The sequence below is a fragment of the Pseudoalteromonas sp. HL-AS1 genome (assembly GCF_031198785.1).
In the GTDB taxonomy this organism is placed as follows: domain Bacteria; phylum Pseudomonadota; class Gammaproteobacteria; order Enterobacterales; family Alteromonadaceae; genus Pseudoalteromonas; species Pseudoalteromonas distincta.
This window is the reverse complement of sequence record NZ_CP133569.1, coordinates 1,349,266-1,361,578: the sequence shown is the minus strand read 5'-3', so window position 1 is coordinate 1,361,578 and position 12,313 is coordinate 1,349,266. Positions and strand designations below refer to the sequence as shown.

The window sequence follows — 12,313 nt, the reverse complement described above, 5'->3', positions numbered from 1 at the left end:
AATGGAAAATACTGGATTACCCCCTTACAAAGAACTACATGACCCTAATAAATCAGCAACTATGAATAAGGTGGACAGCTACCCCAAACCCAGCTGGATGATGAATGAAAGTGTATTCGATACTACCTGGGTGATAGCAAAAACAGGGTATGCATTAGAAGATAACCAGAACCTTACTCGAAATCTTACTTTTGCCAGAGAGGTTTCTCACAACGAACTACTGACAGATAAAATCAACAAACCTTTACTTGAGGACGTAAGGAACAGCCTGCTCTACTTGAATACCAAAGGCAAGATAACAAGAGCTGAAAGAACCGGAGATATATTGAAAACTGCGTGTCACTTGATATTTCACGCAAATGAACTGCAAAAGCTAAAAAACCAGAAGCCTATAAGAACCTTGGCGGAAATCAGCTTTGAACACGTTAAAGATTATTTACTATCTTTCAAAGTAGAAAGGCTTGATTTTGATAAGTTATTGGAAATTATTCTAAATCACTGGAATTCAAAAGGCGATATAGATTGGGACTTACTAAAACGGTCAACAACACTTACAACCAGGCAGTTCGGAAGCCTAAAAAACAGGTTAATAAAATATTTAGAATGTAATCACGAAAAATTCCGCACTGAAATTGGTTATACAAAACATTACCCCAATGCTTACATTATTGAATTCGACGCAGATCGTGATTTAGTACCAAAAGCTAAAACCATATCAAACGAAATATCTAAACTTCACTGCCTTTACACAGCCAGACCTACTCAAAAGTACAAATTCAGGCACGCTGTACAGAAGCTCTTCTCAAGCGGGCACACCATTTTCAATGAAATGGTTGAACCCAAGAAAACCCCACTTATGCCAGTTGAAACGGCTCTTCATACACTGTCATCGGCACTCCACTTTATTCGCACTTATGGGCTAGCGTTGAGGGAATACCTTTCTTCGTTAAATAAGGAAGAGAGAGCCATAATAAACTCTAACGGAGCAAGAGAACATATTGATAATTTTATTAAATATCAACTTATGGCTTTTGAAAACACCTCGATACCTGCCGCCCTCAACGACCTAAATCTTACTTCATGGCGTCGTGAGAGTGAGAATTATAAAAACGATTTTAGCGACGGCATATCCGTAGCAACAGCTGTAAGGATATACATCGCCTCTATCTGGATACTTATCGCTAGTTTTTCTGCTGCCAGAACAACTTCACTTCTCACATTGAGACGCAATTGTTTTGTGCAATCACCAATAGATGGCTTATTTGATCTAATTTTGCGGATACCAAAAAGCTCAGAAAGATGGGAGCTTGAAGAGGTACACAGGCCAATCCCTGACCTAGTATATGATTACGGTTTAGAGTTTGCTGCATTTGTATGCGAAATTGAAGATAGACGTAGTTTAGTTTGTGACGATAAAGAATCGTACCTTTTTACTCGTACTCTCAATGCTCGTTCAAGCACCGCATCCACCTATACAAGAGAAACTAATGAACATCAAAAAGCACTTAGCAGAGACGCTCTAGACGATTGCTTAGATACATTTTTTGACTGGGTCGAGTCTCCAGTGATTGATGGAAAGAGATGGTACGCGAGAACACATCAATTTAGACGCTTCTTCGCAGTTCTATATTTCAATCTTACTGATGGAGAGGGGCTGGATGAACTCTCTTGGTTTCTGGGGCACGCCAGCTTAGACCAGACATTTCATTATGCTGAAATAGCTCCAACTGATGAATGGATTGAGGAAGCAGAGTTAGCTCTTGCTAGAATCGGAGCCTCTTTAAACAAACACATCAATGCTGATGAAGATATTCTCGCCATTGTTGATAAAGCTAGAAAAACATCGAATGTATCGACTGTAATAGAACCTCTTGTGCAAAAGCTAATTTCTGAACATAAAGAAAAAACCAACCAGGAAGTTCGCTTTTGTAGAATTGAAGGTGAGGAAGTTTTCTTTTATTTCTCTGGAAAAAAAGGATACTAATAATGTCTCAGTACAAGCCTGGAGAAACCTCAACTGAGGTAATAAACAAAAAGAACGACATTACCAAGTCAATTTTAAAGAAAGCCAATTTAATAGATGCAATTAAGTGTATTGATGATGTATACACATCCCTGAATATTAAAGGATATTCTATTGCGGAGTCAGCTGTTCACAAATGGAGCGATGATGAACTAGGCATCGTCTCATACTCATGGAATACAGCACACACCAAACACAACGCTCAGGCACTTAAAAAACTTCAAGCGGCGATCAAAAATGTAAATAAAAGACTCGCTGGAGGCCAAAAGGAATGTAAAAAGAGGCGGCAATATGAATCTACTGACGACACCACTGTTCAATTACGCAAAGAGAATGAAGAACTGAAAAATTCCTTAGCAGAAGTATATCGCGCTTACATGCATCTGATTGAAAGCTACCCCCCTGTGTCAGGATAGTTGTCGCCTCTAACTTTTAATAGAGGCAGATAAAATGAGACGTCGATTTACACAAGAATTTAAAGTTCAAGCTGTTGAAAAAGCATTATCTCAATGTGATGATGTTCGCCTAGAAGATATTGCGCTTGATTTAGGCATCGGTTATTCAACCTTGCAACGATGGATCGCGCTTGCTAAAAACCATGAACTTGAAACTAAAAATAATGGTAGTCACATGACAACAGAAAAACGCCCTCATGACTGGAGCTTAGAAGAAAGGCTTAACGCCATTATTGAATGTGCGAGTTTAGATGAAGCAGCTCTTAATGAATATTGCCGCGCTAAGGGGCTTTACCCGCATCATATTAAACAATGGAAGCAAGATTTTGCTAAAGGGCCCTCAACGAAGCCCGTAAAATCAGACAGTAAACAGCTCAAACAAGAAATTAAGCAGCTTCAAAAAGAGCTTAATCGTAAAGACAAAGCGTTAGCAGAAACAGCCGCCTTACTTGTACTCAAAAAAAAAGCCGATGCGCTCTGGGGTTTCAACGAGGACGATTAACCAGCTCAACTGAGCGTCATGAATTGATAAAGCTCATTACCGACGCGCAGAAATCAGGGGCAAGGCAAGAGAAAGCATGTGAGTTACTTGGTCTAACGGCAAGAACAATTCAACGCTGGATTGAAGCTGATGATATGACAGATAAGCGAACAAGTACGATAAAGCGACCACCAAACAGGCTAACTGAATTAGAGCAACAGCGTATAATTAAGACTGTTAATTCAATAGGATATGGGCATTTACCACCCAGCAAGATAGTCCCTAAACTATTGGATAAAGGTGTGTGGATAGCATCAGAAAGCTCGTTTTATCGCGTTATGAAATCACATGAATTATTAACACACAGAGAAAAAGTTAAACCAAATAAAAAGATAAAAAAGCCAAAAGCGCTCAAGGCAATACGTGTAAACGAAATTTATACATGGGATATCACGTATTTGCCAACAGCTGTTAAAGGTCAGTTTTTATACTTATATTTAGTGATGGATATTTATAGTCGAAAAATAGTTGGTTGGCAGGTTCATGACACACAACTAAGCACACTGGCGGCTGATTTAATGGTAGATATTTGCAGGCGAGAGCAGGTAAAGCCTGAGCAAGTCACGTTGCACTCGGATAATGGCAGTCCAATGAAAGGGGCAACGTTATTAGCGACATTGCAGGAGTTAGGTATTGTTCCTTCATTTAGCCGACCGTCTGTGAGTAATGATAACCCTTATTCTGAATCGTTATTCAAGACGTTAAAGTATCGCCCGGAATACCCTGAAAAAGCCTTCGAAGATATCGCGAGCGCAAGGAAATGGGTTAACGGGTTTGTAAATTGGTACAACGATGAACACTTACACAGCGGTATTAAGTTTGTCACGCCAAATCAGCGTCATTTAGGGTTAGATAAAGCGATACTAGCGAAACGTCATCAGGTAAATGAAATGGCGAAATTACAGAATCCAAGTCGTTGGTCAGGAAAGTCTAGAGATTGGACAATGATCAATGAAGTAAATTTAAATCCGGAGAAAAAAGAAGAAGTGCGGGCGGCATAAAATTTAACTTGATGCGACAACTAACTTGAAAAACTCCGCTACCGAGAGGATAAGGTAATTGACGACGCCATTAGAAAACTAATCCTAGACCAAGCGCACATACTTGGAAAACAGCGTATTTGGGACGTTAAGTAATGTCGAAAGTTTTTATTGCCGACCAGCCTAACCTTGGTAGCATCTTAACTAGCAGCAGAATAGCTGAAAGGTCTAAATGCCAGGTCCCCCTGATTATAAAGGAAGGTGGCAGCTTTGATTGGAATGCGAACGCATTTCTTACCCATGTTGGAGGCGGCCCTAGAGTTTATAACGTAAAACCCCTTGCAACTACAGTTGTTAAAAAGGCATACAACTTAAATTTGTTCTGCTCTTTTCTAGAGCTAGAAAACACCAATATTTATGATGCGAATGATAGCACTCTCTATCACTTTGTTGATCACCTCAAAGACAGAGGTATATTTGACGACACAATAATAAAACACGTCAGGTTAGCTATTGAATACATAGTATATATATCTAACCGACAACCAGAGGTAATGTTAGCCAGCTGCGATAAAGATGACACTAAGAGTTACAAGGTAAACTATACGAAGAAGACTATAAAAAAAGGCCACATAGAAATACAATACTATACTCACCACTGCCTTGATGGCTTAATTCACATAAGTACTGATGTTGATTTCATTCGTGACCACGAGTTAGAGATGTGGCTTGATTCGATTAATTGCAACACGTTCCACCCCATTGTTGACGATTTTCTCCTAAGCAGATGGCAAGCATTCACCACTTTACTTGATATATCTGGCTCGAGAATTACCGAAATACATCAAATCACCAGATCAATGATTAAGGAAGCGGCCAAAGGCCTGCTTAGCAGCAAGCAGCACATCATTAGAAACATTCCTGTTGTGAAAGGTAAGTACAAAGGCAAAAAGCGCGAAGTTGAAACAACTCGGGACGATATCCAGATTCTACTTTGGCACATCGAAATGGTGGAAAATATATTTCCTGATATTAGCCACGATGCGATATTCGTTGACTCAAGGAACGGGAAGGCGCTCAAGGCCACATACTTAAAAAACTATGCTAAGAAAGTTATTAACGGAAGCAAATACTGCCGCCATCTCAGCCATGTTACCAACCACTCCTTCCGCCATAGGTTTATCACTCTAACAATAGCTAAGTCCATTAAAAAATTAGCTAAATCCGGAAGTTTTCATAACATTTTAACGGTTGCTGCAAATGCGTGCCGAAAAATCACTATGCACGCATCTACTGACACATTATCAACATACATTCACCTCGCCCATGAAACTAATCAACCTACTTCAAATCGAAATATAGAGGAAAACCAAGTATCAACTCAGGTTAAGATTAGAGTGAAACACATGCTCAAGGTTGCTGGCGCTCTAAACTCAAAAGAAATTAGTGAAAAGGAGGCTTTAGATTCTCTATTAATAACACTATCTGAGCTTCGTAAGTTTTCTACGCTTACTTAATGAGACTTAATCAATTCCAATTGGACATGTTAAGGATGTTTGGTCGTCGTATGCCAATATCCGGGTTACTTTACAAACTAGGAAACTCTACACTTTCAAAGTCACCAACTATGCTTCGGTAAATAGTGGGATCATTAAAATTAGCGACACTTTTACCTGTTAATATAGTTTCATAGCCATTTATAGTTATATTCCCAAATAGTTTTTAGGTAAACGTCCGGTGATCATCACCTAGATATTGATATTCCAAGGCAATAATTGTTCTATGTCTGGCTCAGGCTGACAAAGCTCATCGAGGCAATGCATGATGTAATCAAATGGCGTTAAGCCGTTGGATCTTGCAGTTTCGATGATGCTGTATAGGTGAGCGCTTGCTATTGCGCCGCGTGAGGTTTGGCTAAACATCCAGTTCTTACGGCCAATAACAAATGGTTTGATAGCGCGCTCGGCGCGGTTATTGTCGATATTAAGCTGACCATTTTCAAGGTAAACTATAAGTTTATGCCATTGATTAGCGAGATAGGTTGCTGCCTCTGCTAACTTGGTTTTCCCGACTAAACGTGGCTGGTTTTGCTCTAGCCATTTATGCAGTTTATCGATAATAGGTTTCGCTTGCTCTTGCCTTATTTCATGCTTTTGTTCTGGTGTTTTATCGTTGAGTTTTGATTCAATGCCGTACAGTTTTTGAATAAGACTCAAGACTACGTCGGCTTTGCCTGTCTTGTTTTTACCCTGCACGTGTTTTGCTTCTATAAATTTACGACGTGCATGGGCCCAGCAACCAACGAGTGTTGATTGCGTTTGTGCATACGCTTGATAACCATCAACCTGTAAATAGCCCGAATAGCCATCCAGATAATTAACCACACAGGAAGCTGCCCGACTGTTTTGATAGTCGTAAAGCACAATGTTTGGTATTGGGTTGTGTTTATTTATAGCCGATGGCGAATCCGTGCCGGTACAATATAGCCACATGTAACTTTTTACTTTGTCGGCGTTGACCACATTGACCGTCGTTTCATCGGCATGTATCGCAGGCTGTTTAAGTAACGCGTGTTTCAGTCGTTGTATCAGCGGTTCAAACAAGGTAGCGGATGCGAGTACCCAGTCACTCATGGTTTTACGGCTAAGCTCAATGCCGTATTGCTTGAACATCGACTCTTGTCTGTGCAGTGGCAGTGCATATTGATATTTGCTGGTGATGATTTGACTTAATAAACTGGACGTGGCCATGCCTTTGTTGATGGCCATGTTTGGCATCTTGGCTTGTTTAATACTGTTATTCGACCCTGACTTATCACATTCACGACACGCGTACTTTGGGCGAATATGCTCAATGACTTTTATCTTTGCGGGGACGAAGTCGAGCTTTTCGCTGACGTCTTCACCCATTTTATGCAACTCATTACCACAGCAGTTACACACCTTGTCTTCTTCGGCAATGTCATGAATCACTTGCTCACGGGGTAAGTCTTTGGGTAATGGTTTGCGCTTTGGTGTTTTGCGTGTGTAGCTAATCTCTTGCGTAGCAAGCTCATCAGGTTGCTCAATGATGTCTTCGGCTTCATTAAACAATTCACCTTGTGCGTCAAAGCCTTCGGTACTTTTACCAAATTGTTTTTGTTGCGCTAGGCGGAATTGCTCCTCTAGATACCGGTTTCTCGCAGTCGCTTGCGCTAACTTTTCAGCGTGCTCTACCAACAGCTTTTTAAGCAACGCCGGATCGTTTGGAAGGCGGTTAACATCAATATTCATCCTTCTATTTTATAATGTTTTTTACCGTAAACTAGCTTAATGCGATGGTTAATATTGATCCCGCGACGATCTAAATAATGCTAGCGTTTTCGATGTTGATTTGTTGATGCCCTATGACATCATACCCAGATAATAACCAGTGTAATTGTTGCTCGGTTAAGTTTAGGGTGTCGGCGCTGAGGTTTTTCGGCCATTTAAATTTGTGCTTATCGAGGCGTTTATACCACAGGGCAAAGCCTGTGTTATCCCAATACAATATCTTCAGCTTATCTCGGCTTTTATTACAAAAAACAAACACGGCACCGGATAGCACTGACAGTTCGAGTTCACTTTCAACAATGGCCGCTAAGCCATTAATGGATTTTCTGAAGTCGACAAACTGATTGCAAAGGTACACGTCGGGCACATCAATAAACATGTTCATGCTTGCAGCGCCTTTATTAAATTAGCCACCCATGTAGGCTCAGATGAGGTTGGTATAGTTAAATGAGTTTCACCATGAGATAACGTGATTGAGGCATTCACTTTATGGGGAATGGCTTTGTTTTGCACTTTCACCAATTTAGGTGCTTTTGCAGCGTCTTGTAACTTAGACCGATATTTATAAAAGTTTGAAGTGGGTAACATGTTTTCTTTACAAAATGCGACAATAGATAAGCCGCTGGTTTGTTGCTGCTCAATCAATTTTTGCCAGTCATTAAGGGTTCTTTTTTGCATAATACCTCCAGTAGAAACTGACGATATTTTCTATTAATTAAATCCACTCTGCTAGGTGTCGTTGCTCGGACGCTTACGTTTTTAGTGCCATTAGATCCCCATTCGGAAGTTACGCCGATGCCTGTCGAATGTATGCCTTTGACCTGAAAGTAAGATTATATGTTGCTCTAGAAACAACCTCATCTTCTGCATTTCCAATACCATGGAGAAATAGAGACTAGCTAGCTTCATCACCAGCGATATCGGAGTTTTTCAAGGTTCAAAGACTATATCTGGAAAAAATGTGACTATCAGAGAAAATTTATCCATTAATAAGCTCATTAATTTCTAAAGTGATAACTTCTTGCAAAATCAAGCAATGAAGAGAGCTTCCCCTCAGGTATTGAAGTCTATTGATAGTGTGCTTCACGTCATAAGACACCTTCATTTTAGGCGTTATAGCCATACTTGAGTCTGTTTACGGTATTTTTAATTAATTCACGGCCAGCTATAGAATTCATAAACGTTAAAGGTTTTTTAGAGTCGAATTGGAGTGAAGGGGCGTTTAACCAAATATTAAAACGCTCTATATTTTCAAAGTAATCAAGACAAAAAGAGCAAATTTTTGCAATTTCAAATGCACTTTCACTCAAAGTGGTATTTAAAGACTTTAATTCTTTTTTATAGCGTACATATGAGCTGTTGCTAGTTCTAATAGCTGAAGAAAATACTCGTATATCCCAGCCTAACTCTATCCTTAGACGCTCAGCATTTTTGATATATACACCTTGATGTATAAAGTTAATTTGCTCTAGGTGACTTGAACTTTCACTGATCTTTCTATTGGTTAAAATCTCTATAAAGTCTATTTTTTTATGAATTTCAGAGAAGCTATACATAGCAACACCTTAAATTAAGTTATATTTCCTCGTGTAACTGAAATTGATGTTACCTGTAGAGGTCTACTTGAGGTAAATTCTAGCGTATTTACCGCAATTCACTTAACCCTAAAGCGATCGCTTCTTGTTGAAAACGGCCTGATATATTAATAATTCGCTCATAGGCACCGGTTAAAAAATGTTCCTCTGTCGCTTCAGGTCTATTGCTCATAACTGGCTGATCAAAAAAGTCAGCAAAGTTATCAAAATCAAACTGAGCTTTGGAGGTTTTTTTATTTTTCTTATTAAAGGTCATTTCACTTAAACCTTCATCTTCAGTAGGTTCTTCAGCAGTAGCTTTCATCTTTTCAAACTTAACTACATCAGCTTCAAATGGAACATCTTGATTAACTCTATACGCGTACTCTAAAAGCTTAGGTTCGGCAGGCATGTACATAATAGCTTCTTGGTTTTTAGAGTTTGTTACCCTCAGTATACGGCCCAATATTTGGCGATAATGCATTTCTGTTTTTATGTTTGTAAGGTGGCAGCAAACCTGCAAACGAGGGATATTTGTACCTTCGCTAATCATACCAACAGAAATAATCCACTTAGTTTGTGCATACCTAAACTGCTGAATAATACTTGTAGGTTCATTTTCTCGGTAGGTTACAACAGTGCTATCCTCGTCAAAGTGAGTTCGCATTAACATAGAGATTTGATGGGCATGCTCAACAGACGATGCAACAATCAACCCCGCTGCATCGGGGTTTATCAATCTAAATGAGATAAGCTTTTTTTGAGCGGAAGAAATTATGTATTTTATTACCGCTTCATTTTCAATAATTTCTTGATAAGAAACGCCAGAGTAGTTTAATAACGCTTTAAAGCAGTTAAATGTTTTGGTTTCAACGTCATCTACAACTGTAATATGGTTATTATCAACAGCTACTATTTTTGGAACCCGACACACATTATCTACAATAGCCTCTGAAAGCCCGTAAACGTAGTCACACGCTATTTTGTTGTTAGGCAGCTGGTAAGATGAAAGAACAATAGGTGCAGCATCAGAGCGCCAAGGAGTGCCTGTTAAGGCTAATGTGTACTGTGCTTTATTTTGAATGTTAAGTATTATCTGTTCACCCCATGCATTGGCATTGTCCATATTAGAGCCAGCACAATGATGAATTTCATCAAATATTACAAAAACACGATATCGTTCAAATAGCTGCCAAAAGTGCACATCTAAATACTGTAAGCTTTGATAGGTTAAAGCTCTACCTTTAGCGCCAATAAGCCCATCAAATCGTTCATTCGTTTTTAGCTGTAAGCTTTCCTTAAAGTCTTGAGAAACAATAGACGACGGTGAAAAACAAATGATTAAATCGACCATATTGTTTTTTAATAATTGATCGGCTAATTCTGAGGCCATTAAGGTTTTACCCGCCCCAGGAGTTGCCAAGGCTAAAAAGTGGCTATTGCCGCTCTGGTATTGTGTAAGCGCTAAATTAATACACTCGGTTTGCCATAGTCTTAGTTTCATATTTTCTCTATTTCTTCATTTTGCTTCAATAAGCCTTCAATCGCTCTAATCTTGCCAAGTATTCTTGTATTGTTGTCTCTCGCTTTGTTGTATTGTGGCTGAAGTTCATCTACCAGTTCGGGTGACTCCAAATAAAGCTCTTTATATGCCTCAGACTCCCCCATATTCAATAACAGCTCGGCTTTGTAATGGTTTAACTTACTAAGTAACAGCGCGTGTTTATCATCTGCCTTTTCTGTTGTTGCAATAGGTATGGCACTAGCTAAGTGAGTAATTGCCTCAACGTTAAAGCTCTTTGTTTTATTGAATCGTGTAAATCCTTTTTTATTTGATACCACCTTTTTCAACCAGCCTTTTTTAACAAGCTTGAGCAATTCAGCATATATATTTCGCCTAACGGCTGTAGGTACTAAAGAAGAATCACTTTTTAATGCTAAGTACGCCGAGCGGACATCACTTGTTGTAAAGTTATTAAAATTTGGTGCAACAATAATTTGAGCTACGAGAGGGTCAAATTTCAAAGTAAATCCTAATAAACTTCTTATAATAATGGGTATTATAGGGCGTGGTAGTTAAGCGCTCAACATGAAAATCTAATCATTTTGCCTTGAGGAAAATCAGGTGAGTGATTTAGTTAAACATTTTGGTGAAAAACTACGTGAAAAACGCAAAGAAGCAGGCTATTCGCAAGAAGGTTTTGCCGCCTATGTAGGTATAGAGCGTGGTAACTATGGAAAAATGGAAAGAGGTAATGTGAATATTAAGTTAGAAACATTATACAAGCTAGCTAATGCGTTAAATTGTGAATTTGAAGACATAATGCCACCAAGATTGATGTATAAACTTAACTTAGATTAATTAAAAGTACATCCAAGTTCTGCGAAATCAAATCAGGGCTTCTTAAGGATCTTTGCTCATATTCTACTGCCGATAGGTCACCATTCGGTGTATGAAACCGTTCTAAGTTGAAATAGTACATATTTGCCGTTACATCATTTCTCGTATCCTAGCGGCATTGTTTGCGCTACTTATAAAACTGTGGCCAAATTTTATTGACCACTACAAAGTCAGCAGCTATGCGAACGCTGTCTCAGCTTGTTGAATATCGCCGAAGTTTAGTGCAAGACAGTGTCGATTTATCCAATAAAATAACAGCGACATTAAAGAATTATTACCCACAGGTACTTGAATGGTTTAAAGAAAAGGACACGTATATATTCTGCGACTTCATTCAGAAGTGGCCGTCACTCACTGCGGTTAAAAAAGCAAGAAAACAGACTTTACTCGACTTTTTTGAGAGTCATAACTCACACTATTCCACGGTCAATAATGCACGATTAGACAGTATTAAGAATTCAATGCCATTAACTCTGGATGAAGGCGTCATTGTGCCTAATCAAATTCTCGTTGAAGTGCTTATTACGCAATTTAAAGTGTTATTAAAAGGTATTGAAAAGCTCGATAAAGCAATAAAATCGGCTTATAAAGCCCAGCAGGATAAAAAGATATTTGATAGCTTACCCGGTGCAGGTCCACAACTCGCCCCACGTTTACTTGTTGCTTTTGGAAGTAATCGTGCGCGTTACAATGATGCTGCAGAGCTTCAAAAGTACGCGGGTATAGCGCCTATTATTGAGCGCAGTGGTCAAAAGATGTGGACTCATTGGCGTTATAGTTGCCCCACTTTTTTAAGGCAAACATTTGTAGAATGGGCAGGCTTTTCTATTCGTTATTCATTTTGGGCTAAAGCGTATTATGAGCAACAAAAAGCCAAGGGTAAGCCGCACAACAGCATTATTAGATCACTGGCATTTAAATGGATAAGGATTGTATTTAGGTGTTGGAAAACGAATACACCCTACGATGAATCGTAAGCGTCTAGCGAACCACACCTAGCATCGATGCTCTGATTATCTAAAAATACC

Annotated in this window: 12 protein-coding genes; 6 read left to right on the top strand and 6 right to left on the bottom strand. The window is 39.2% G+C overall.

Going from position 1 to position 12,313, the window contains the following annotated elements:
- Nucleotide 1 precedes the first annotated feature (1 nt).
- The 4 genes from RB214_RS06375 (at nucleotide 2) to RB214_RS06360 (ending at nucleotide 5,516) form a co-directional block, all read left to right on the top strand.
- The gene (locus RB214_RS06375; protein WP_165744960.1) at nucleotides 2-1,984 is read left to right on the top strand and encodes a hypothetical protein; all 1,983 of its coding nucleotides are present in this window, start codon (nucleotides 2-4) and stop codon (nucleotides 1,982-1,984) included.
- Nucleotides 1,985-1,986: 2 nt separating this feature from the next.
- The gene (locus RB214_RS06370) at nucleotides 1,987-2,439 is read left to right on the top strand and encodes a hypothetical protein (protein ID WP_309168618.1); all 453 of its coding nucleotides are present in this window, start codon (nucleotides 1,987-1,989) and stop codon (nucleotides 2,437-2,439) included.
- Nucleotides 2,440-2,473: 34 nt separating this feature from the next.
- Nucleotides 2,474-4,020, top strand: a protein-coding gene (locus RB214_RS06365; RefSeq protein ID WP_309168617.1) for an IS3 family transposase whose coding sequence is annotated in 2 segments (ribosomal slippage) — nucleotides 2,474-2,933 and nucleotides 2,933-4,020 — 1,548 coding nt in all. Because the reading frame shifts where the segments join, the coding sequence is not laid out codon by codon here.
- A gap of 134 nt (nucleotides 4,021-4,154) precedes the next feature.
- Nucleotides 4,155-5,516, top strand: coding sequence for a site-specific integrase (locus RB214_RS06360; RefSeq protein WP_282115390.1), 1,362 nt, complete (start codon nucleotides 4,155-4,157; stop codon nucleotides 5,514-5,516).
- Between the two features lie 231 nt (nucleotides 5,517-5,747).
- Here RB214_RS06360 and RB214_RS06355 read toward each other — a convergent pair whose 3' ends face one another.
- The 6 genes from RB214_RS06355 to RB214_RS06330 all read right to left on the bottom strand — a co-directional run bounded on the left by RB214_RS06355 (nucleotide 5,748) and on the right by RB214_RS06330 (nucleotide 10,909).
- Nucleotides 5,748-7,271 carry an IS66 family transposase gene (locus tag RB214_RS06355; protein ID WP_024596139.1) on the bottom strand — a complete coding sequence of 508 codons (1,524 nt, stop codon included), beginning with the start codon at nucleotides 7,269-7,271 and terminating at the stop codon, nucleotides 5,748-5,750.
- 70 nt (nucleotides 7,272-7,341) lie between these two features.
- Nucleotides 7,342-7,695, bottom strand: a complete 354-nt coding sequence (gene tnpB / locus RB214_RS06350) for an IS66 family insertion sequence element accessory protein TnpB (RefSeq protein ID WP_024596033.1) — start codon at nucleotides 7,693-7,695, stop codon at nucleotides 7,342-7,344.
- A complete protein-coding gene (locus tag RB214_RS06345) occupies nucleotides 7,692-7,988 on the bottom strand; it encodes a hypothetical protein (protein WP_024596032.1) in 297 nt (98 codons plus the stop codon). Before RB214_RS06345 ends, tnpB begins: the two co-directional genes overlap by 4 nt.
- A 428-nt stretch (nucleotides 7,989-8,416) precedes the next feature.
- Nucleotides 8,417-8,866, bottom strand: coding sequence for an MbcA/ParS/Xre antitoxin family protein (locus RB214_RS06340; protein ID WP_182671372.1), 450 nt, complete (start codon nucleotides 8,864-8,866; stop codon nucleotides 8,417-8,419).
- Nucleotides 8,867-8,954: 88 nt separating this feature from the next.
- Nucleotides 8,955-10,388 (bottom strand): DEAD/DEAH box helicase, encoded by a 1,434-nt coding sequence (locus RB214_RS06335; protein ID WP_182671371.1) that lies wholly within the window; start codon nucleotides 10,386-10,388, stop codon nucleotides 8,955-8,957.
- Nucleotides 10,385-10,909: a hypothetical protein gene (locus tag RB214_RS06330; protein WP_182671370.1), complete on the bottom strand. Its 525-nt coding sequence runs from the start codon at nucleotides 10,907-10,909 to the stop codon at nucleotides 10,385-10,387. The genes RB214_RS06335 and RB214_RS06330 overlap by 4 nt, the downstream gene beginning before the upstream one ends.
- A 100-nt stretch (nucleotides 10,910-11,009) precedes the next feature.
- On the opposite strand from RB214_RS06330, the gene RB214_RS06325 reads away from it, so the two are divergent.
- Nucleotides 11,010-11,246: a helix-turn-helix domain-containing protein gene (locus tag RB214_RS06325; protein ID WP_024591386.1), complete on the top strand. Its 237-nt coding sequence runs from the start codon at nucleotides 11,010-11,012 to the stop codon at nucleotides 11,244-11,246.
- Between the two features lie 218 nt (nucleotides 11,247-11,464).
- Nucleotides 11,465-12,262, top strand: coding sequence for a transposase (locus tag RB214_RS06320; protein WP_309168616.1), 798 nt, complete (start codon nucleotides 11,465-11,467; stop codon nucleotides 12,260-12,262).
- Nucleotides 12,263-12,313: the final 51 nt, after the last annotated feature.

Bases quoted from the DNA above. Each gene is read 5' to 3' on its own strand.
- RB214_RS06375 (WP_165744960.1), top strand. From the start codon at position 2: ATGGAAAATACTGGATTACCCCCTTACAAAGAACTACATGACCCTAAT.
- RB214_RS06370 (WP_309168618.1), top strand. From the start codon at position 1,987: ATGTCTCAGTACAAGCCTGGAGAAACCTCAACTGAGGTAATAAACAAA.
- RB214_RS06360 (WP_282115390.1), top strand. From the start codon at position 4,155: ATGTCGAAAGTTTTTATTGCCGACCAGCCTAACCTTGGTAGCATCTTA.
- RB214_RS06355 (WP_024596139.1), bottom strand. From the start codon at position 7,271: ATGAATATTGATGTTAACCGCCTTCCAAACGATCCGGCGTTGCTTAAA.
- tnpB (WP_024596033.1), bottom strand. From the start codon at position 7,695: ATGAACATGTTTATTGATGTGCCCGACGTGTACCTTTGCAATCAGTTT.
- RB214_RS06345 (WP_024596032.1), bottom strand. From the start codon at position 7,988: ATGCAAAAAAGAACCCTTAATGACTGGCAAAAATTGATTGAGCAGCAA.
- RB214_RS06340 (WP_182671372.1), bottom strand. From the start codon at position 8,866: ATGTATAGCTTCTCTGAAATTCATAAAAAAATAGACTTTATAGAGATT.
- RB214_RS06335 (WP_182671371.1), bottom strand. From the start codon at position 10,388: ATGAAACTAAGACTATGGCAAACCGAGTGTATTAATTTAGCGCTTACA.
- RB214_RS06320 (WP_309168616.1), top strand. From the start codon at position 11,465: ATGCGAACGCTGTCTCAGCTTGTTGAATATCGCCGAAGTTTAGTGCAA.